Raw genomic sequence first — 24,499 nt, forward strand, 5'->3', positions numbered from 1 at the left:
TGGAAAATAAAATAATAATAATGTAGAGAATAATAAATGTTTGGAGGGATTTTTATGAACCCACTATGGGCTACAAGTGGAATAGGCATTATTGCCTTAATATTTTCATTCTTAACTGCAAGTTGGATTGGGAAAAAGGAGGTAAAGGATAAAAAATTAAATGAAATTTCATCTTATATTCAGGATGGAGCTATGGCTTTTTTGAAAAAGGAGTATAGATACTTAGCTGTATTTATTGTAGTAGTATTTATAGCTATTTCTATTTTTCTAAACATAAACACAGCTATTTGCTTTTTAACAGGAGCATTATTCTCTATATTAGCAGGTTTTATTGGGATGAAGGTAGCGGTAAAGGCTAATGTCAGAACTACAGAGGGTGCAAAAGAAGGGATAAGTAAGGCTTTATCTTATGCATTTTCTGGAGGTTCAGTAATGGGTTTATCAGTAGTAGGATTAGGTATACTTGGATTAAGTTTATTGCTAATTATATTTGAATTTAATGGAGAGTATGTAACCGGATTTGGACTTGGTGCTTCTTCTATAGCGCTTTTTGCTAGAGTTGGAGGGGGCATATATACAAAAGCTGCAGATGTTGGAGCAGATCTAGTGGGAAAGGTTGAAGCTGGAATTCCAGAGGATGATCCTAGAAATCCAGCTGTAATTGCAGATAACGTTGGTGATAATGTTGGTGATGTTGCTGGGATGGGTGCAGATTTGTTTGAATCTTATGTAGGAGCTATTATTTCAGCTATAACATTGGGTCTAATAATTAATATAACTAAAGGTAATGAAGAGGCACTATATCCTATTGCATTATGTGGCATAGGGGTAATAGCTTGTATAATAGGTTCTATTTCTATAAGATACAGTAAGGGCGATAATCCGCAAAAGATTTTAAATAGAGGAACATATATTGCATCAGCTATAACCATGGTAGCAGCAGCTTTTTTTAGTAAATATTATCTAGATAGTTATAAAGGATTTGTGGCTGTTTTGTCAGGGATTTTAGTAGGAATATTGATAGGTAAAATAACTGAAATTTACACATCTTCAGACTACAGATCAGTTAAAGAAATTGCTAATGAATCAAAAACTGGAGCAGCTACTAATATTATAGCTGGTCTAGCTGTAGGTATGAAATCAACTGTGGTACCTATAATTTTAATATGTATAGGTGTGTTAGTAGCATATTTTTCTATGGGTGGAAATACTACAACATTAAATGGATTGTATGGAATAGCATTGTCAGCAGTAGGAATGTTATCTACAACTGGGATTGTAGTTGCTGTGGATGCCTACGGGCCAATAGCTGACAATGCAGGTGGAATAGCGGAAATGGCAGGAATGGATAAATCAATTAGAGATATAACAGATAAGTTAGATTCAGTAGGGAACACTACAGCTGCAATAGGGAAGGGATTTGCAATAGGTTCAGCAGCACTTACAGCATTAGCTCTATTTGCTTCTTATGCACAAAGTGTAAAAATAGAAAAAATTGATTTATTAAATCCATTAACCTTGGTGGGGCTTTTAATAGGTGGAATGATCCCATTTTTATTTGGTGCGCTTACGATGGAATCTGTAGGAAAAGCAGCAGTAAAGATGGTTGAAGAAGTCAGAAGACAATTTAGAGAAAAACCAGGGATAATGGAGGGAAAAGATGATCCGGATTACTCTACCTGTGTTGAAATATCTACAGAAGCTGCTTTAAAGGAAATGATAATACCAGGAATATTGGCAATAATCATACCTATAGCTACAGGGTTATTGTTAGGTAAGGATGCTTTAGCTGGACTATTATGTGGAGCTGTTTCCACAGGTGTATTAATGGCAATATTAATGGCTAATGCAGGTGGTGCTTGGGATAATGCTAAAAAATATATAGAGTCAGGAGAACTTGGTGGTAAAGGTAGTGATGCACATAAAGCTGCTGTTACTGGAGATACAGTGGGCGATCCATTTAAAGATACCTCAGGACCATCTATGAATATATTGATAAAATTAATGACTATAGTATCTTTGGTATTTGCACCTTTGATTGCAGAATATGGAGGAGTTTTGTTAAATTTATTTAAATAGACCTTAAGATGGCATGTATTCTTTTATTCCATAGTTTTATGATATAATGAACTAGTAAATATTTCTTGAATTATAATAATTTATAATGTGAAGAATATAAACAAATCCAAGTATACGGAGGACAATAAATGGGAATAAAAGAAACAATATTAAATTTTATGAAAGAACAGGCTTACAGGCCAATGGATATACAAGAATTAAGCCAAGTTTTTGATATACAAAGAGATGAGTATAAAGCATTTAAAAAATGTATTAAATCTATGGAAAGAGAAGGCTTAATTATTAGGAATAAAAATGATAAGTTAGGCGTTCCAGAAAGAATGGGTTTAATAACTGGTAAACTTCAGGTTCATCAAAAAGGCTTTGGATTCTTAATACCTGATGAAGAAGGCAGACAAGACGTGTTTATTCCAAGTTCGAATATGAACGGGGCCTTAAATGGAGACAGAGTAGTAGCAAAGATTCTTAAAGAAGATGTTGGAGCTAAAAAATGTGAAGGTGAAATAAGAGAAGTAATAGAAAGAGCTAATAGAAGCTTTGTAGGAGTATATGAAGATTCTAAAAATTTTGGATTTGTAGTTCCAGAAGATAAGAGAATTCAAAATGATGTTTTTATATCTAGAAAGGATAGAAATGGAGCCGAAACTGGAGATCTAGTTATAGTTGAAATAGTTAAATGGGCAGATCAAAGAAGAAATCCAGAAGGCGTAGTTACAGAGGTTTTAGGTAAAAAAGGTGAAAAAGGGCTAGATATACTAACGATTATTAAAAAATATGGACTTCCGGAAGAATTTACAGATAAGGTTCTTAACTTTGTAGAAGGGATAGAAGAAGAAATCTCAGATAAAGATTTAAAAGGAAGAAGAGACCTAAGAAATATAAAAATGGTAACTATTGATGGAGAAGATGCTAAAGATCTAGATGATGCTGTATCCATTGAGAAATTAAAAGATGGAACTTATAAATTAGGAGTCCATATAGCAGACGTTACCCATTATGTTAGAGAAAAAAATCCTTTAGATAAAGAAGCCTTAAAGAGAGCGACATCAGTGTATTTAATAGATAGAGTTATCCCTATGCTTCCTAAAAAGTTATCTAATGGAATATGCTCATTAAATCCTAAAGTTGATAGATTAACATTAAGTTGTAGTATGATAATAAACAAGGACGGTAAGGTTATTGATCATGAAATATATGAGTCAGTAATTAAAACATCTGAAAGAATGACCTACACTGATGTTACTAAAATACTTAAAGATGGAGATAAGGATTTAATAGAAAAATATGAATATTTATATGAGGACTTTAAGGCTATGGAAGAGCTTTGTCATATCCTTAATAATAAGAGGTTAAAAAGAGGAGCAATTGATTTCGAATTTGAAGAGTCTAAAATCATATTAAATGATCAAGGAAAACCAATAGATATAAAACCATACGACAGGGAAATAGCAAATAGAATTATAGAAGAATTTATGCTTGTATGTAATGAAACAGTAGCTGAGCATATGTTCTGGACTAAACTTCCGTTTGTATATAGAATACATGAAGACCCAGATACAGAGAAGTTAGATAAATTCAAAGAGTTTATATATAACCTAGGATATCCAGTAAGATGGACACAAGAAGTTCATCCAAGATTATTACAAGATGTATTAGATGAAGTAAAAGGTAAAAAAGAAGAAACTGTAGTAAGCACATTGTTATTACGTTCTATGATGCAGGCTAGATATTCTCCAGAATGTACAGGGCACTTTGGATTAGCAGCTAAATATTATTGCCACTTTACATCACCTATTAGAAGATATCCAGATCTTCAAATTCATAGAATAATAAAAGAACATCTTCATGGAAAAGTTGATGAGGGAAGAAGCACTAAACTTGTTAATATTGTGGATTATGCAGCTAAACAATCATCAGAAATGGAAAGAGTTGCACAAGAAGCAGAAAGAGAAGTAGATGATCTAAAGAAAGCAGAATATATGTTAGATAGAATAGGGGAAGAGTTCGAAGGAATAATATCCTCTGTTACAAGCTTTGGAATATTCATACAATTACCTAATACAATAGAAGGCTTAGTTCATATAAGCGATTTAGATGATGATTATTATATATATGATGAAAATCACTTATGTTTAATAGGAGAAAGAACTAAAAACATATATAGATTGGGTGATGATGTTAAAATTAGGTGTGAAAAGGTGGATATTCCTAACAGAGAAATTTTCTTTAAACTTATTAAAGATGAAGAAAAAACAGAGGAAAATTTTGATATTAAAGACTTTAATAAGCAAGGATTAGAGGAATATGTAGACACAAATGAAGATGGAAAAAATGAAGAAGAAGTTTTTTAAGTAGGCGTTAAGCCTACTTTTTTTATGTTAAAAAAACAATTGGAAAATTATATAAAATTTACATAAATACAATCTTACGTTTACTTAGAAGATGGTAGATTTTACATTCAATATTTATAATTTAGGAGAATTTATAAATAGGTGGAGGGGAATACATGAAAAAAATAATTACTAGCCTTGTTAGTATGCTGCTAATGCTGGGGATATCTTTAAAGGTGTATGCAGCTGAAACAAATTGGGCAAGTACAGAAAGTGTGAATCTAACTAAATCACAAAATCAGTTTAAGATTGAGGTTTCAGTAAATAATAAAACTCCATATGCTGGTGGAGAGTTTGGTATTCAGTGCGGAGAGGGAGTTAATGTTAAGTCAGTTACATATAGGAACAATTCATCTAAAGCTGGTCCAACTTCAGCTAGAGGACTTACATGGTTTAGTTTCTTTTCAGGAAACAATGATTTTTCAGGGACGGTAAAAGCTGAAGTAACATTAGAATACACTGGAGAAAAAAATACAAGTGTTGTAATTGATAATATTAGCGTCTATACAAAAGATGGAGCTAAGATAGAAACAGAAAAATTTACACCTAGAAAATTAATAAAGGTAAATCGTGAAGGTGCAGATAATCCAGTAGAACAACCTAATCCTCCAGGAAACGGCGAAAATCCAGGAACGAATCCTAACACACCTAATGAAGGAAATAACGGTGGGGGAAACAATACTGAAGGGAATAATAATACGGGTTCAAATACAGGAAGCAATGGATCAAATACGCAAGGTAATGTTGCCACTAATGGAAGTAATCAAAATAAAGGTAACAATGAAGGTAATAATAGTTCAAAAGATGAAGAAAACACATCAGATGGTAAATCTAATAATAACAACGGTTCAACAAAAGGTAATGATACAAAAAATTCAGGAGATAGTAAGGATATTCAAAATGATAAGAATGCGACCTTAAGCCCAGTTATCATTATTTTACTAATAATAAGTATAGGTGCAAATGGAGTTTTAGGATATCTTATTATAAAAAATAAAAGTAAAAAGGGGAATGAATAATGTTTAGAAACAAAAAAATACTAAGTTTAGTTCTAATGACGGCAATAGCAACGACAATGTTTTCAACAGCTGTAAAGGCTAGCCCGGAAGAAGAAAATGTTAACCAAACAGTTATTATGGCAGCAGATGGTGATTCAGGAGTTAATGAAAATCAGATACCAAAACAAGTGAATGTTCATGTAGGGGATGATGCTTCAACATCAGCCAACTTCACATATACTACAATAGAAGAATCGCCTTCAAAAGTAGTTTTAAACAAGGTTGGAGATTCAAATAAAATAACTTTTGAAGGAACAAGTGGAGTAGGAACTGGGAATAAATATTTTCATGGAATATCTGCAACTGGTTTACAACCTAATACTAAATATGAATATACAGTTGGAGATGGAGTAAATACTTTTAATGGAACCTTTAAAACAGCTCCTGCTAAAGGAAGTAAAGATAGCTTTAAATTTGTTTATTTAGCTGATACACAAGTTTCAAATGGAACTAATGCAAAGGCATTAGGTGCTAACCTTGAGCAAGTAAGCAAAAGAGATGATGTTGATTTTGTATACCTTGCAGGAGATCAAACTGATTCAGCAGCAAATGAATCACAATGGGAAAACTTATTCTATAATAATGGAGCATTCCCTAATGGTGGACAAAACATGTTTGCAAATAAGTTAGTTACCATAGTTCAAGGTAACCATGATAATAATACTATGAATAGACACATAAATGCACCAGCTCAAGAAGGAAATATAGTCTATTCATTTGATTATGGTCCAGCAAAATTTATAATGTTGAATCTTGAAGCAGCTAGAAGTGATGCGAATGCAAGAGATAAACAACAAGCCTTTTTAAGAGCAAAAGTTGCAGAAGCAAAAGCTTCAGGTCAATGGACAATTGTAGGATTCCATAAGTCACTATATACTGGAGCATCTCATATAACAGATTCTGATATAGTAGATGCTAGAAAGTATTGGTCTCCAATATTTGCAGAACTTGATGTTGATTTAGTATTACAAGGACATGATCATGTTTATTCAAGAGGATTTGTTACAGCTAATGGGCAAAAAGGTGAAGTAACTAAAAATGCAGATGGATCAGTTCAAGATCCAAGAAATATTCCACTATATATGGTTGGAGGACATGCTGGTGGATTAAAATGGTATTCTAAAAAACCTAATTATACAGTAACTCCAGGAGATCCAGTAGCCCCTAACTATTCTTTCTTAGATGTAAATTCAACTGATGATCAAAGTGATGTTAAGCAAGAACAATGGTCTACAGAAATAGAGGTATCTAATAATAAAATTTCTATAAAAAGTTATGCATTTAAATATAACACAAGTTCAGATACTATAACTACTAATAGATATTTATATGATTCTTTGGATCTAGCAAGAAATGTAGCATCAGCAGGAATTACAGGTTCAGAACTTGGTGTAGCAGATGTTAATCAAGAAGTAAGTTACACAGCATCATTAAAAGATGTTAGAAATACAAATGCATTTAATATGCAAGTAGAATATGATCCAAATGTAATGGAGTTTGTTAAAGCTGAAAGCTTATTAGAAGGAACTATTTTCTCAGATGTTAAAAATGAAAATGGTAAAGCTTCAATAATTGTAGGAACTCAAAATCTTATAACTAATCCAGCTAATACCAATATAGCTAAGTTCACATTCAAGATGAAAGAAACGGCTGAATCAGGAAATACAAATATGAAATTGACAAAGGCAGATAGTGCGCAGGCTGTTATAGAAGATGGTAAAGTAGTAGGAGCATTTGATACAAAACCAGTATATGATTCAGATAAAGTTGACACAACAATATATACTTACACTAAAGCTTCTGATATAAATGGAGATGGCAAAGTAACATTAGCTGACTTATCTATAGCTCTTGGGAATTACCAAGGAACAGATAAAAAGTATGATATAGATCTTGATGGAGTAGTAAATGCAAAAGATTTTATTATAATTTCAAGTAAAATGGCATCTTAATAGTAAAAATAAGTTTATAGAAAATAGGGTGGATTTATATTCTACCCTTAAAATCTTAATTAGAAATTGGAGATAATTTATGAAAAAGAACTCAAACTATATATCAGTCGCTTTGTTAGTTGTATTTTTTATATTTCTTCATATCTTTAATTCAACGCTTACCTATAATAAACCAGAAGATATTCAAACAGGAATTGTATATGAAAAAGCGAAAGTAATAAAAATAATTTCAGAGGATATGGGAAAAGATCCAGAATTTGATTATATAGTAATTGGAAAACAAAAGTTAGAGCTAGAAATTTTGACGGGGAAGAATAAAGGAAAAGTAGTTACTGCAATGAATTTTGTAGAGCGTGTAGATAATAAACCAGCAAAAGTTGGGACAAAGTTCGTTGTTTATACTTTTGATGATTTTGCAAGCACCGTAATATCAAATTATAGTAGAGAAAATTCAATGTACGTATTACTTGGTATATTTCTAACAATTGTGCTTATTTTCGGAAAAATAAAAGGATTAAAATCAATATTTTCTTTAGGATTTACTCTTGTTTGTGTGATTTATTTGTTTATTCCTATGATACTAAGAGGGGTAGAGCCTATATTAGCCGCTATAACAGTAGTGATATTATCAACTCTTGTAACCTTATTATCACTTAATGGATGGTGCAGAAAAACAATAATAGCTTGCATAAGCTGTATATTATGTACATTATTTGCTGGAGTTATAGCAACTATCTTTGGTAGAATATCACATATATCAACACTTAATACAATAGAAGCTGAAAATCTATTATTTATAGCAACCAATACATCTTTGAAAATAAAAGATTTATTTTTTGCAGGGATACTTATAGCTTCTGTAGGGGCTATAATGGACACTACTATTTCAATTGCATCCTCCCTTTCAGAACTTAAAGAACTTAATCCCAATATACAAGAAAAACAACTTTTAATATCTGGTATGAATATAGGTAAAGATATAATGGGAACTATGACAAATACGCTTATATTAGCATTTACAGGAGCAAGTATAAATATATTAATTATGCTTTTTATGTATAATATTCAATATATTCAGCTTATAAATCTAGATATGTTAGTAGTAGAGGTAATTCAAGGGGTATCGGGAAGTATAGCAGTAGTACTGTCTATTCCTGTTACAGCATTACTTTCAGCTAAAATATTAGGAGCTTCTACAGTGAAAGAACTTGAAATTTAGGTAGGCATTAAGTCTACCTTTAATTATTGTTTTAATTAAATTTAAAATTTTATTATAAGTTTATCTAATCCTACATAAGCAAGACAAATATTGACTTCGTTGTTTAACAATTAACAATACTATATAATTATGTTTGTAGTTTTCGAAAAAATATATGTTTTTGTCTTGATTATTAGGGGGAGAAAAAATGAAAATCAAAAAAGTGAAAAAGAAAAGTATTAAGGGACAATTATTAATACTTTTTTTATTAATCGCTCTTAGTTCATCTATAATTATATCGGTTACAAATTATATTTTAGCAAAAAGAGCTATTGTAATAACGGCAGATGACATGCTTATACAATTAGGAGAACAAATTTCATTAAGAATGAATGAAAAGTTGAATAGTATTTGTACAAATATTGAGTATTTATCAGAAGATAAGGAATTACTTACAGCTGAATCTACAGAGAAAATAAATATATTAGCAGATTATTCCTCCAAATATGATTATTACACAATGGGAATAGCTGATTTAGAAGGTAATATATTATATACCACTGGCGATCAAGACAATATAAAGGATAGGGATTTTTTTAAAAATGCTTTAAATGGAGCTTCGGCAACAGGAGATCCATATTTTTCTAACTTAGAAGGGAATATTTATGTGGCTCCTTTTGCTTCGCCAATAAAAGCAGATGGAAAGATAGTTGCATTATTAGTGGGACTAAAAGAAAACACGAAAATAAGTGATTTTATAAAGACCATAAAAGTGGGAGAAGAAGGAATAGCCTATGTAGTTGCTGGAAATGGAGATATTATAGTTCACCCAGATACTACACTTATATATAGAAGAGAAAACATAATAAAGAAAAGTGAAACTGATAGTTCATTAGTTCCCCTTGCAGAGATTCATAAAAAAATGATTAAAGGGGAGACAGGCTATGGAGCTTATTTATATAATGGAATAGAAAAGTATGTTGGCTATGCGCCCATAGAATCTACAGGATGGGGAGTTGCAGTAGCTATACCTAAGGAACAAATACTTAGTCAATTAGATGGTATGACAAGTTCTTCTATTATAACTATTTTAATAGCTGCTATCATTATCATTATATTAGGATATTATGTAGTAAACTATTTAATTAGGATAATCAAGAGAGTAGAGAAAGATGTATTAACATTATCAAAAGGAAACTTTGTTTTTGAAGTAGATAATAAATTAATAAAAAGAAAAGATGAATTTGGAGAAATAGCCAATTCAATACTTAATTTAAAAAATTCCCTAAGAGAGATGATTAAGGATGTTATAGAAAGTTCAGATAGAGTTGGTGGAGAAAGTGAATCCTTAACTAAAATAGCTAAAGATTTTAGTGAAACTACTACTAATATTGCTAAAGCAGTTGAGGAAGTTGCAGCAGGAACTAATAATCAAACACTTTCATTAAGCAATATGGTGAATATATCATCTGAATTTGAAAATACATTGGATGGAATATCTTCAAAGTTTAAAGACGTAGCAAAAATGGTAAATGACATTCATGGAAAGTCTAATATAGGGAAAAAAGACATAGAAGAGGTATCGCAAGAGTTTAGTAAAATGCTTAATACCTTTAACGAATTTAGAGAAAAACTAGAAGCCATGGGTAAAAACATAGATGAAATAAATGAAATTACATATTTAATAAAAGGAATATCAGAGCAGACAAACCTTCTAGCACTTAATGCAGCTATTGAGGCAGCTAGTGCAGGGGAAGCCGGAAAGGGCTTTTCAGTAGTAGCTGAGGAGGTAAGAAAACTTGCTGAAAGAAGTAAAGAAGCCTCTGAAAATATACAAAAAATAAGCAGTAAGGTATTAAATGATAACAAGAATATATCAAGAGGAACAATAGAATTAAATAAAGAGTTATTGACGCAAAAAGATATAATAATAAAAACATCAGAAGCCTTTGAAGAAATAGCTTCCTCTCTAAATAATGTAGCTCCACAAATAGAAAACATGGTAAAAGCTACGGATATATTAGATAAAAAGAAAAAAGAGCTAATAGATGACATTAATTTAGTATCATCAATATCACAGCATGTATCTTCCTTTGCAGAAGAAATTACAGCATCTGCAGAAGAGATGAGTGCAGCAAGTCAAGAGATATATGCATCATCAGAACTTTTACATGAATCTTCAGAAAAGGTTCAAGAAGAACTTGAAGTCTTTAAAATAGATTAATTAAAGTATAGAGCTTTATTGTTATGGACAGAGTTATATATTATAATAGTAAAAGATAATAAAACCAAGTAGGTGATATAATGGTTAGAAAGAGTAACAATAAAACTTTAGCGGAAAATAGAAAAGCTCATCATGATTATTTTGTAGAAGAAGCTATGGAAGCAGGAATAGAACTTGTAGGAACAGAAGTAAAATCTATAAGAGCAGGAAGAGCTAACCTAAAAGAATGTTATGCAGAAGTAATAAATGGAGAAGTGTTTATTAAAAATATGCACATAAGTCCGTATGAGCAAGGAAATATATTTAATGTAGAACCACTTAGAGTTAGAAGATTACTTTTACATAAAGAAGAAATAAGAAGACTTATAGGTTTAGTTCAACAAGTAGGATTAACACTTATCCCTTTATCTTTATATTTAAAAAATGGAAGAGTTAAAGTTAACTTAGGAGTTTGTAAAGGTAAAAAGAATTACGATAAAAGAGATTCTATGTTAGAAAAAGCTCATAAAAGAGATGTAGAAAGACAAATGAAAGAAAGAAGTAGATACTAATTTAAAGAAGTTATTACAAAAATGTTTTGTGATAGCTTCTTTTTTTGCTGGAAATTTGAGGTATAATTTAAATATGTCAACTAGTGAAAGAAGGTAAATAGAAAAATGGGAGAGTACAGAGAAATTACAAGAGGACAATTATTTATACGAATGATGATTAATCCAATATTTATAGCAGTTTATTGGTTTTCTTTTTATAACCTATACACCTTATGTAAGTTTGGAAGAATGAATAATAACCTTACTATGCTGCTTTTATGCTTAGCATTTTTTGTTGTATATTTAATAATTTTTATAGTAAGGAGTTTAAAAAAGCCTGTAACAATAAAATCAGGTAGATTGATTAAAAATAGAAACATAAGAATGGCTTATGGTGTTATTGCATTAATTTTTATATTTTCATTGTTTATATTTTATGGAGGTAAGATATATAAAACCAGCATAAATTTCAATGGAAAACTTTCATGGATATTAAAGGATTTTAAGGACAAGAAAACAGTAGAGCTTAAGCATAATAATATATATGAGGATGGAATAGAAGGAATACTACAAGATATTAATAAAAAAGTTCCTATGGCGCAAAAACTATATATAGCAAACAATGTTGACCTTAAATTTGATAAAGAAGGAACAATAACAGCATTTGATACCTTTTTGTATGGAAAAAATAAGAAAGGGAAATTAGAAACTTACTTAATTTCCTATAATAAAACTAAATCAAGTAAGATAACAGTATATCTACATGGAAATGCAAATGCGGACTTTAATGAGGACAAATTTTTAGAACCTTTTATAAATACAATGAAGGTTATTACCATTAAAGAAACTATAAGCAAATGGGACGAAAGTCAATATGGTATTCTTTATTCAGGAAAAAGAAGCTTTGGATATAATGGAAGCGGAGTTCTTTATATAGATTCAGAAGGAAAAACAAGGTCTGTTAGAAATAGGGATCCAGAGATAATAGGGTATGCAGTATCTGTATATGTACCAGGAAAAGAAAGTACACTTACACCCTACAGATATATACTAGTAGAGGATTTAAATAATATCAAAAGTGAAACTCTAAACAAAGGAAGTAAAGATATTCCTAAAGAAGAGAGCAATGGAGTAGATAAATTTTACTTATCAGAAAAAAACGGATATAAATTAGAAGTGACAGATGCAGCAGCGGGGAGTAGAGCATATGCCTTAGATAAAACCTCAGATGGTGGAGCAAGATGGACACGTGTAAATGGTGATCCATTTTTAGGTGAAATAGGGGCAGCAGCAGGTATAACTTTCTTAGATGATAGACTAGGATTTATATGTTTAGCGCATAGTGGTGGTGCACGTGGAGAACTATATAGAACAGAAGATGGAGGAACTACCTTCACAAAGATAAGTTTTCCAGAAGTAAAAGTACCATTAAATGGAGCAGAACCATATAATCCTTTTGACCTTCCTGGAATGCCAACTAAAGAAGGAGAAGATCTTAATATATTAGTTGGGCAAGGTTCAGATGGGGATTATAATGGAGGAATTAAGGCTCTTTATAAATCAAAAGATCAGGGAAAGACATGGGAGTATGTAAAAGAAGATAAAAATTAAATAATTATAAAAATGCCAGTTAAGTAAAAAAATATAAATTTAACTGGCATTTTACTTTAAAGTTTTACAGTAATAATTGAATAATTAATTAGTAGTTAACAAATTTGAAGATTTATCCAATAAAATTATATGTAAAATTATGGCAAATGGTTTTATAATTAGTTATGAAGTTATTTTAATAAACATATCTGCTATGTAAGGTTCTGGAATTATAAATTTTGAAGTAAATAATTTACTAAAATTTTTCTTAAAATCTTATATATTAATGCTCTTAAAAACAACTATACATCTTTATTTGGCCTTACTAAAAAAGTTTATTTTAATAATTAATAATAAGGTATAGGGGGTAAAACATGTATCGAAAAGGAAAGAGAGCAATATCACTAGGTATATTGGTTACTTTAGCGCTGAGTGCTATAGGTCAAGCAATACCAATCAAAGTTTCTGCGGCTGAAACAGTTAATCGTAAAATTGAGGCATGGAAGGGTGAAAAAAGGTCAGAGATAATACAATCTGAAACAAAGCTTGGAGTAAATGATAAAAAGTTTACTCACAAAGAGTATATGGGAGTAGATTATACAGATCTTAATGGTAAATCAGTTAGGGCAGTTGATATTTTTGGAATAAACAGAGAAGAATCAACTACTTCAACAGTAGCATATCACGATGTTGAATCAGCTCGTCTAGGTTCCTTAAATTATGAGAAAGAAAGATCAAATTATTATCAACCATTAACAGGTGAAAATAATAATTGGGATTTAACAGTAGTTCAAAATGCTAGTAAGGCACAAAAGTTTTTAGATGGCGGTTTCATGAATAATAACTATAAATTAAATAGTGAAGATGGATGGAAAAATGTAACTTTGCCAGCAAGTTGGACAACTTATGGATTTGATTTCCCAATATATACAAATGTACAAATGCCATGGCAGAGTAAATATGATCAAAATGTACAGGTACCTAGCGCACCAGTGAACTACAATCCTGTTGGGCTTTATCGTAAGGCTTTCAAAGTAAACGATAACATGATTCAGGAAAATGGAAGAGTATATATATCATTTCAAGGAGTTGAATCTGCATACTATGTATATATAAATGGTAAAGAAGTAGGATATAGCGAAGACAGCTATAGACCTCATGACTTTGACATTACGGATTATTTAAATCCTAAAGGAGAAGAAAATCTATTAGCAGTTGAGGTTCATAAGTTTTGTGATGGTACTTGGATGGAAGACCAAGATATGATTTATGACGGTGGTATATTTAGAGATGTATATCTTAGATCTACACCGGATACTCACATATATGATTATTCAGTAGTAACTGACTTGGATGAAAATTTCGTAAATGCAAATTTAGATCTATCATTAAAATTAAAAAACACATCTTCAAGTGATATATCAGGTTATAAAGTAGATGTTAAGTTGTTTGATGGAAATGGCACTAATGTACTTGAAAATAATGAACTTACTATTCCTGTAGCAAGTATAGATTCTAATAAGACGCTAGAAGTAAAAGGGACTAAAAATGTATTATCTCCAAAGTTATGGTCAGCAGAAAATCCAAACCTTTATACTTTAGTAATGACACTAAAAGATAATGATGGAAACCAGTTAGAAAGTTTATCTCAGCAGCTTGGATTTAGAGAAATAACATTTACTAGATCAGAAGTAAATAATAGAACTGAGTATAAGAGAATAACACAAGACTATGAAACCATGAAGATTAATGGACAACCATTACTATTAAAAGGAACAAATCGTCATGATACCGATCCTGTATATGGAAAACATGTTCCAAAAGAAGTAATAGAGAAAGATGTACAACTTATGAAGGAATATAACATCAATGCAATTCGTACATCACATTATGGAAATGATGAATATCTATATTACTTAGCTGATAAATACGGTTTATACATGATGGGAGAAACAAACGCAGAATGTCATGCGTTAATGAGCAATCAAGGTGCAGTAGGAACTTATCTAAAAGCACTTACTATGGATAGAACCAATACCTCCTTCCAAACATTAAAAAATCAAACAGCTGTAATTATATGGTCTATAGGAAATGAAATGTCTTACGACAGAAATGGCGCTAATAACTTATATCCAGAAATGGTGTGGTATTTCAAAGATAGAGACAACACTCGTCCGCTTCATAGTGAAGGTTTAGGATCAGATGGAGGAGTAGATGTAGATAGTAATATGTATCCATCAGTAGATACAACTTGGTCTAAGGCTACTAAGTCAATGCCTTACGTTCTTTGTGAGTATTCTCATGCTATGGGTAATGCAGTAGGAAATTTAAAAGAATATTGGGATGGTATAAGAAGTTCAAAAAATATGATAGGAGCTTTTGTATGGGATTGGGTAGATCAATCTAGATTAACTAATCTTCCAAAACAATATGCTATTAAAGATCAAAGTAGCATAGGGGCTACAGGAACAGTATATGGAAGTGGGAAAGCTTCCGATGCAGGAAATGGATCAATAACAGGTAAGTCTTACGATGGATATACCATAATGAAGTCAGAAAATAATACTGTATACAATAGAGAGTTATCTGGAAGCAATGCTTCATTTACCTTTGAGGCAATAGTAAAACCTGCTTCTACTAACTTGAATAGCGTGCTACTTTCAAAAGGAGATAATCAAGTTGCATTAAAAACTCAAAGTTCAGGAAGTGGATTAGAATTCTTTATAGTAACAGGTGGCAGCTGGAAGAGTTGTACAGTAGCATTCCCAGAAAATTGGGTTGGGAACTGGCATCAAGTAGTAGGAACCTATGATGGAAGTGTATTAAGAATATTTATTGATGGTGCTGAAGCAGGAACTAGAACAGAAAGTTCAGCCATAGATTCAACAGAAGCACCAGTAGCAGTTGGATACGATACAGTAAGAGGCAGAAGTTTTGATGGTGTAATTTCAATGGCACGTATATATAAAGATGCTTTAACAGCAGATGAAATAAAAGCACAATACAGCACAGATCCAGCAATCAAAGCTGATTCAGAAAAAGTATTATTATGGATAGATTATTCAAAAGAGATAAGTGAGAGTTCTAATAATGTTTGGGACTACTATGCTTCTTCAGATGCACATCAAGAATTCTATAATGAAGAAGCAAACGGAAAGTTCTATGGATATGGAGGAGATTGGGGAGATACTCCAAATGATGGAGACTTCTGCAATAATGGATTAATATCAGCAGATAGAGATGTTCAACCAGAGATTTATGAAGTGAAATTTCAATATCAAAGTTTTTGGTTTAAGGCAAATGATAAAGAAATTGCTTCAAGGAAGGTTAATGTATACAATGAAAACAATTTTAAGAATTTAAATGAGTATGCTCTTAATTGGAGATTACTTGAAGATGGAAAAGTAATCGATAGTGGAGTAATGAATGATGTAAATGTGGCACCTAAAGAAACTAAGGCAATCACTATACCTTATAGTATGCAAAAACAACTAAAAGCAGGTGCAGAATATTATTTAAATATTTCAGTTAATTTAAAAAATGATACTTTATGGGCTAAAGCTGGTCATGAAATTTCATATAAACAATTTGCAGTGCAGACAAGTGTACCTAAAGCAGATACTGCTATATCTAAAGAAGAAGTTACAGTAGATAATAGCATTACGTCAGAAATTTCAGTAGCAGGAAAAAATTTCTCCTTTAAGATAGATAAGACAACAGGATTAATGAAGAACTATGTATTTAATGGAGAAGTATTAATTGAAAATGGTCCTACTCCAAACTTCTGGAGAGCACCAATAAGTAACGATAATGGTAACTATGATGGAACATGGAAAAATGCAAATCAAAATATTACAGTTAGTGGAATTGATATAACTAAAGGAGAAGATGGAAGAACTATAATCGCAAGTGATTTAATATTAAATAACGCAAAGGGTGCAAAAGAAAAAATCATCTATACCATAAATGGAACTGGCGAAGTAACAGTTAATCTTACTGTAGATGCAACAAAGACAAGTATGGGAAGATATTTAAAAGTTGGTTCAACAATGACCTTACCAGAAAACTACGAAAATGTAACTTGGTATGGAAATGGACCAGTTGAATCTTATCAAGATAGAAATACTTTCTCAACTGTTGGCGTATACGAAAATACAGTGTCAGATTTCTTCTATCCATTCTTAAAAACTCAAGATTCAGCTAACTTAACAGGAGTTAAATGGATTAGTGTTAATAATAAAGATAAAAATAATGCTTTATTAGTAGCAGGTAAAAATTTATTAGAAGCTAGTGCACTTCATTTTACTGCTCAGGAGTTAAGTAATACAAGACATCCATATGAGCTAGGTGCACCTAAAAAAGAAACAATATTATCAGTGGACTATATATCACAAGGTAACGGTAATAAGAGCTGTGGACCAGATACTTTGCCACAATATCAGGTAAATAATAATAAGGCATATAACTATGAATATACAATTATACCTTATACAACAGATAAGTCTCCAATGGAATTAAGCAAGGCGTGGAGAGATTCTAAGGGTTTTGATGAAGGAGAAATAATATCAGCAATTCAAAACTTATTAGTATACTCTTACTCTCAATATGATGCAGTAATGGAACTTAAGTTTAAATATGATAATTTAACAGAAGAACAAAAAGCAAAAGTTGGCGAAGAACTTAAAAACAAACTTCTAAAGGCTGTAGAAGATGTAGCTAGAACTAAAGGTGCAGATCCAGCATATATAGGAGATAAGAGTAAAAATGGAATAAATCCATTAATAACAACTAGTTCTAAACTTATTTCAGATTCATCAAGAGGAGTTAGATTAAGTGGAAGATTAGAACTTGCAAATAATAAAGGTACAAACGGTGAAGACATATTTGACTCCTTATTTAAAGGCAGACAGCCATTTACAACAGAAGTTTGGGTGAAACCAACTAGTACAAGTAAAGACTATAATATGATTATAGGTAAGGGAGACAGCAACTTTGGATTAAGAACAAGGCCTTCTGGTTCAAGTAAAATATCAGTAGATATATTTGTTAAGTCTACAGATAATAGATGGTACACTAAGGAAGCTATAATCGATATACCTAAGGATTGGATTGGAAACTGGCATCAAGTAGTTGGAACCTATGATGGTAGCACATTAGCAGTATATGTTGATGGAACCTTGCTTGGAACAGCTCCTGTTGCTGCAAGTGGACTAGCAGCAAATACTCAATCATTATGGTTAGGCTATTGTCCTGAAACTGGTAGAACAAGTGATTATGAATTTGGTAGTGCAAGAGTTTACTCAAAGGCATTATCAGCTGAAGAGATAATTGCTCAGAAAACTGCATTTGGAAAAGAAGAAACTGAATATCTAATTAAACCACAAGATGATTCTGTAGTTACTTGGTTAGATATTAATAACTTAGTTGTTCCAAAGGTAGAATTACCAGAAACAGATAAAACATTATTAAATGATTTATATAATGAAAACTTGAATATAGAAAAGGGAAGTTACACTGAGCAAAGTTGGACTAACTTCATAACTTCACTATATAAAGCAAAAGAAGTTATTGATAATGTCCTATCAACACAAACTGAAATAAATGATGCAGTTGATAAATTAACCTTAGCAAAAGCAGAGTTAGAACTTAAGGTTAATAAAGAAATATTAAAAGCACAAGTTGAAATTGCAAAAGAAAAACTACAAAATGAAGAAAAATATACTCCAGCCTCAGTAGAGATATTAAAAGCTACAATTATAAAGGCTGAAGGAGTAATAGGAAATCTTGAAGTAACTCAAACAGAAGTTGATAATATGCTTAAGGAATTACTTGAAGCAACAGTTAAGTTAACTGATAGAGCTGATAACTTAAACTTAACAACCCTTATATCTACAGCAGAATCAATATTAGAATATAAAGACAAATATACAACAGCATCATGGGAAAACTTCATAAACAATTTAAATATTGCAAAAGAAGTATCTAAAAATGGTGATGCATCAGAAGCAGAAGTTAAAAAGGCTTATGATGATCTTGGTTCATCAATAGTAAACCTAGTATTTAGAGCAAATAAAACATCACTTAAGACTGTATTAGAAGTAGCAAATGATGTTTTAGCAAACAGTGATAAATACAGACCAGCAAGCATAAAAGGATTAGAAGCAGTAGTTAATCAAGCTAAAGCCGTAATGAACAAAGACGATGCGAAACAAGAAGAAGTTGATAAAATAACAAAAACATTATTAGAAACAGCTTCAAAAGCTTCTTTAAAAGCTAATAAAGAAAATTTAATAATTACAGTTAATAAAGTTAAACTATTAAATCTTGAAATATACACTAAAGAAAGTACAAAACCATTAGTTGATTTAATAGCTAAAGCAGATGAAGTGCTAAAAGATGATAATGTAGAACAAGCACCTGTAGATGAGTTAAGAACAAACTTAAATCTAGCAATAACGCAATTAGTAGTTAAGGGAGACAAAACTAAACTTAATGAAAAAATAAAAGAGGCAGAAGAATTAAAAGAAGAAGCTTATACAACCCCAACTTGGAAAATTTTATCTGAAGCTTTAAAGGCAGCTAAAGACACAGCAGCTAATGAAGAGGCAGATCAAAAGATGGTTGATGAAGCTATAAGTAATTTAGATAAGGCAATAGAAGGCTTAATCAAGAAGACAGTTGATGAAGAACCAGGTAATGGTGGCAGTAACGGTGGAAATAATGGAGGCAACAATGGAAATAACAACGGCGGAACAGGTAATAATGGTAGCAACAATAATGGAAGCAACAACGGTAACGAGGGTGATTTACCTCAAACAGGTGGAGTAAATCCTTCTCAAGCAGTAGCACTAGGATTATTAACAATTGCAGCTGGAGCCATTATTATAAAAAAGAAAAAGCAGAACCCCTCTGATGAGTAAAAATATATAACAGAGAAAAGGAGCCATAGTGCTCCTTTTTTCTATATGCCTAATTATGTGGTGTTTCTTTTTTTGGAACATGTTTCTATAATTTGGAAAATATATAATTAAATGTAAACATTTTTTATAATAGTATTGTAAGCTTACAGAATAAATGAGGGAGAATGGTGTAATGTTAAAAAAGATTTTAACAGGGGTGTTGGCTTTAAGTATGGTTTTTACAAGTGCCAACATAGCATTTGCAAAAGAAAACTCAATAGTAGATAAAAATAACTACCAATCAAATGATGCATATTCCTATATAGTTTCAGCCACGTCAGGGAAAGTGATAAAGGTTGACGAAAATGGAGCATTAATTGACACGGTAGAAGAAACCGATGGGAATAAACTAGCAGATACAGCATTATTTACAGTTAACAAATATGAACAAGTTAATCGAATACAAATAAGCAGAGTGGACAAACCTAATAATGTTTGGGCAAGTAACAATGGAAACTTGTTAGCTAACGGTACAAAACAAAGTAATCTTTCTGCTGGAAGCTGGGAAGGATTTCAAACAGAGATTATTGATGAAGGTTCTGGTTTATTAAGATTAAAGAATTTCGATGGAAAATATATTAATAAAAATGATAATAAGCTGGTTATTGGAACAAGCGATTCTAGCCAAGCAGAAAGCTTTTATATTATATCACCTAGATATAATGACACTACTGTATACATTGAGCATAAGCAATCAGGAAAATATGTAAAAGCTGATGGAGTAAATGGGAATCCAATAACAGTTAATGGTGATAAAGCAGGAGATGTTATTGGAGACGAGTTGAGATTTTCAACATTGTATGGGTCCTTTAATGAAGTACCTGTAATGAATTTTGTCTCTAAAGCTTTTAAAAATTTAGCATGGAAGTCTGGCGGTTCAGACTATGTTTTTCAAAATACTGATATAAAAGCAGGGGGATGGGAATCAATCATTGTTGTACCAAATGGAGATGGAACTATTTCCTTTAAAGATTCAGAAAATAAGAGCTATATAACAGTAGCTGATCAAAAAATGAAACGAGGATATACAGGAGAGCTAACAGATAATGAAAAATTCATAATACATGCTGTTACTCAACCTAAGAAAGCTTCAAATGTAAGATTAATTAATTCTACGGCTGATTCATTAACTATTTCTTGGGATGGAGTTAATAACAGCATATATACTGGCTATCAGGTTATAGCTATCAATAAGGGTACCTTAGAGCAAATTAAAAGCGAAGAAACTAATAAAACAGAGTTAACTATAAAAAATTTAACAGCTGGAACTAATTACACAATAAAGGTTCGTACTGTAAATACTAATAGTCCATACTCTGAAAGTGAAAGTATAGACGTTCAAACTAAGAATGGTCCTGTACCAGCTAAGGCAACTGAATTAACTGTAAAAGAAAGCGATGAAGGAATCAACCTTTCTTGGAAAGAAGTTAATGGTGCAAGCAACTACGATGTTTATCGTGCTAGAAGTGCTTATGATAAAGATGGATATATAAAAATTGGAGAAGGCATAACCGATACAAATTATGTAGATACTGCTGAAAATGAAGGTAAATACAATAACTACTATAAGATTGTCTCAAAAAATGAAAATGGGGAATCAGATTTATCAGATGAATATACTTCATTAGAGAAAGCATTATTTGGTGATAATATTATATTATTTTCACCTTTTGATGACACACAAAAAATAGACGAAGTTATAAAGAACATTTTTACACTACAAAACGATATTGAAAATAATGCACAATTTAATGAAAATCGTTTCTCAATTTACTTTAAACCTGGGGATTATACAAAAACAAAAACTATTCCTGTAGGTTATTATACACAGATTGCTGGACTAGGTAAAACTCCGTATGAAGTTAAACTTAATAATCTAGAAGTACCGTCTTATTTACCTAACAATAATGCAACCTGTAACTTCTGGAGGTCAGTAGAAAACTTCTCGGTTATAAAGACTGGGGACAATACATCTTATTTTGGGGGATGGAGACCAGATCAATTTAACTGGTCAATAGCACAAGCTGCTCCAATGAGAAGAATTTATTCAGAACGTTCAGTTAGTTATGATTGGAACTATGGATGGGCAAGTGGTGGATATGTTGCCGATAGTATCATTGAAGGAACATCTGGTACTTATTCAGGTCAGCAGTTCTACACAAGAAATTCTGAGATCACAGGAAGTGCATATGGAACAACCTTAAATGCATTTTATCAAGGGGTTATAGCTCCTAACCTACCAACAGCTGCAACTGGAGTGGAGATGTTAAATGGTAACGGATATAGCAACTGGGCAATTCCAACAGCTGATAATACCCAGCAAGTGGACACCAGTATTACAAATACTCCAGTAATTAAAGAAAAACCATTCTTATTCTTAGATGATGATGGAGAATATAAAATATTTGTTCCTTCACTTAACAAGGAAACAAAAGGAGTGTCATGGTCAAAAGATAGCATAGGTAGTGGAGAAGTTCTTTCTTTAGATGAGTTTTATATAGCAAAAGAAGGAGATAATGCTTCTAAAATTAATAAAGAATTAGAAAATGGTAAAAATATATTCTTTACTCCAGGCGTTTATCATGCAGAAGAAGTTATTAAAGTGAATAAGGCTGATACTATAGTTTTAGGCACAGGTATGGCATCAATTATTCCTGATAATGGTGAGACAGCTATGAAGGTAGCAGATGTAGATGGAGTTACAGTAGCAGGATTAATATTTGATGCAGGAGAACACTCAAAATCATTACTAGTTGTTGGTGAACAAGGAGAGCATAAAGATCATTCATCAAATCCAACACTTTTAGCAGACCTATTCTTTAGAGTTGGTGGAACAACAGACAAATTAACTAAAGCAGATGATGCATTAATAATAAACAGTGACGATGTAATAGGTGATCATTTCTGGATATGGAGAGCTGACCATGGCGCAGGAGTAGCTTGGGATGGAAACAATTCATATCATGGATTAATAGTAAATGGTGATGATGTAACTTGTTATGCTTTATTTAATGAACATTTCCAAGACTATGATACTTTATGGAATGGGGAAAATGGAGCAACCTACTTCTATCAAAATGAAAAAGCTTATGATCCAATAAGCCAAGAAGCGTGGATGTCTCATAATGGAAAAGTAAAAGGCTACTCTGCATATAAAGTATCAAATAAGGTTAATACTCACTATGCTGTAGGACTTGGAATCTACAATGTATTTATTTATACAGGACCAACTTATGACTCCTCAGAAGTGCAGATAGAGTTAGAAAATGCTATAGAAGTTCCTAACAAGGAAGGTGTGGTAATAGAAAATGCATGTATTCAAACTTTTGCAAAAGCAGATGGAGTAATGCAAAAATTTAATCACATAATAAATGGAACTGGCGAAGGTGTAAGCAGCGGTATAGATAAAGAAACAGGTGAAATAGGAGAAGGTTGGTCACGTAAATTTATATTAAGTTACAAAAATGGAGAAGCTATCAGAGGATTTAACGGAAGCATAGTAGAACAAGGATATCAACCAACTAATGAATATAAAACAGATAAATCTAATTTAATAAAAGCAGTAGATTCAGCTAATGAGATTTTAGCTAATCATGAAAAATATAAACCTTTAAGCATTAAGGGATTAGAAGATTTAGTTAATAGAGCTAAACTTATAATTGATACAGAAGATTTTGAACAAGATGAAGTTGATAAAGTAACAACTGAGCTTCAAGATGGAGTTTCAAAAGCTTCTTTAAAAGCAAATAAAGAAAAGTTAACAGCAACATTAAATAACGCAAAACAACTAAAGCTCGATATTTATACTAAAGCAAGCTCAAAAATATTAGTTGATTTAATAGAAAAATCTCAAGTCGTATTAAAAGATGATAATGCAGAACAAACAACCGTTGATGAATTAGAAACTAATATAAACTTAGCAATAAGCCAGCTTATAATTAAGGGGGATAAAAGCAAACTAAATGCAAAAATAGCAGAAGCAGAAGTTCTTAAGCAAGAGGATTACACAAGCGCAACTTGGGCTACTTTAAAAGAAGCTTTAACTAAAGCTAAAGACACAGCAGCTGATGAAGAGGCAGACCAAAAGATGGTTGATGAAGCTATAAGTAATTTAGATAAGGCAATAGAAGGATTAATTAAGAAGACAGTTGACGAAGAACCTGGTAATGGCGGAAATAACGGAAATAATAACGGCGGAACAGGTAATAATGGAAGCAATAACAACGGGAACCAGGGTAATCTACCTAAAACAGGTGGAATGAACCAATCTTATTTAATAGCATTAGGAGCATTAATCATGGCAACTGGAGCTATTATTATAAAAAGAAGAAAAAAAGAAGTTTCAAGTAAATAAAGAGTTTTAAAGTAAAGGAGAAGCTTAGTGCTTCTTCTTTTTTTTTATGCACAAGGTAATACATTTCATGTAAACGTAATAACAATCATTGATGGGTCATTTTCATTGAGATATAATTAGTGTATAGGAAAATAAAGTAAGTAGATTTGCAAAATCAGATCAATA

General features: G+C 31.6%; 10 protein-coding genes. All 10 read left to right on the forward strand.

The genetic code is table 11. The features are described from left to right. Positions 1-54: 54 nt before the first annotated feature. On the forward strand, positions 55-2,079 hold the full coding sequence (locus BUA92_RS07250) for a sodium-translocating pyrophosphatase (RefSeq protein WP_073018268.1): 2,025 nt from the start codon (positions 55-57) through the stop codon (positions 2,077-2,079). A gap of 128 nt (positions 2,080-2,207) precedes the next feature. Continuing rightward, on the forward strand, positions 2,208-4,430 hold the full coding sequence (gene rnr / locus BUA92_RS07255; RefSeq protein ID WP_073018270.1) for a ribonuclease R: 2,223 nt from the start codon (positions 2,208-2,210) through the stop codon (positions 4,428-4,430). A 155-nt stretch (positions 4,431-4,585) separates the two neighbouring features. Continuing rightward, a complete protein-coding gene (locus BUA92_RS07260; RefSeq protein ID WP_073018272.1) occupies positions 4,586-5,488 on the forward strand; it encodes a hypothetical protein in 903 nt (300 codons plus the stop codon). After that, positions 5,488-7,479: a metallophosphoesterase gene (locus BUA92_RS07265; RefSeq protein WP_073018275.1), complete on the forward strand. Its 1,992-nt coding sequence runs from the start codon at positions 5,488-5,490 to the stop codon at positions 7,477-7,479. The genes BUA92_RS07260 and BUA92_RS07265 overlap by 1 nt, the downstream gene beginning before the upstream one ends. A gap of 79 nt (positions 7,480-7,558) precedes the next feature. Further along, positions 7,559-8,698: a YibE/F family protein gene (locus BUA92_RS07270; protein ID WP_073018277.1), complete on the forward strand. Its 1,140-nt coding sequence runs from the start codon at positions 7,559-7,561 to the stop codon at positions 8,696-8,698. A 187-nt stretch (positions 8,699-8,885) separates the two neighbouring features. Beyond that, positions 8,886-10,901, forward strand: coding sequence for a methyl-accepting chemotaxis protein (locus BUA92_RS07275; protein ID WP_073018279.1), 2,016 nt, complete (start codon positions 8,886-8,888; stop codon positions 10,899-10,901). Between the two features lie 80 nt (positions 10,902-10,981). Further along, the gene (smpB, locus tag BUA92_RS07280; RefSeq protein WP_021800678.1) at positions 10,982-11,452 is read left to right on the forward strand and encodes an SsrA-binding protein SmpB; all 471 of its coding nucleotides are present in this window, start codon (positions 10,982-10,984) and stop codon (positions 11,450-11,452) included. 105 nt (positions 11,453-11,557) lie between these two features. Further along, positions 11,558-13,042: a WD40/YVTN/BNR-like repeat-containing protein gene (locus tag BUA92_RS07285; protein WP_073018281.1), complete on the forward strand. Its 1,485-nt coding sequence runs from the start codon at positions 11,558-11,560 to the stop codon at positions 13,040-13,042. Between the two features lie 353 nt (positions 13,043-13,395). Beyond that, a complete protein-coding gene (locus tag BUA92_RS07290; protein WP_073018283.1) occupies positions 13,396-19,941 on the forward strand; it encodes a glycoside hydrolase family 2 in 6,546 nt (2,181 codons plus the stop codon). A gap of 172 nt (positions 19,942-20,113) precedes the next feature. After that, positions 20,114-24,334: a fibronectin type III domain-containing protein gene (locus tag BUA92_RS07295; RefSeq protein WP_073018285.1), complete on the forward strand. Its 4,221-nt coding sequence runs from the start codon at positions 20,114-20,116 to the stop codon at positions 24,332-24,334. Positions 24,335-24,499 lie beyond the last annotated feature (165 nt).

Origin of the sequence: Clostridium intestinale DSM 6191 (assembly GCF_900130055.1) — a bacterium.
GTDB lineage: Bacteria > Bacillota > Clostridia > Clostridiales > Clostridiaceae > Clostridium_T > Clostridium_T intestinale.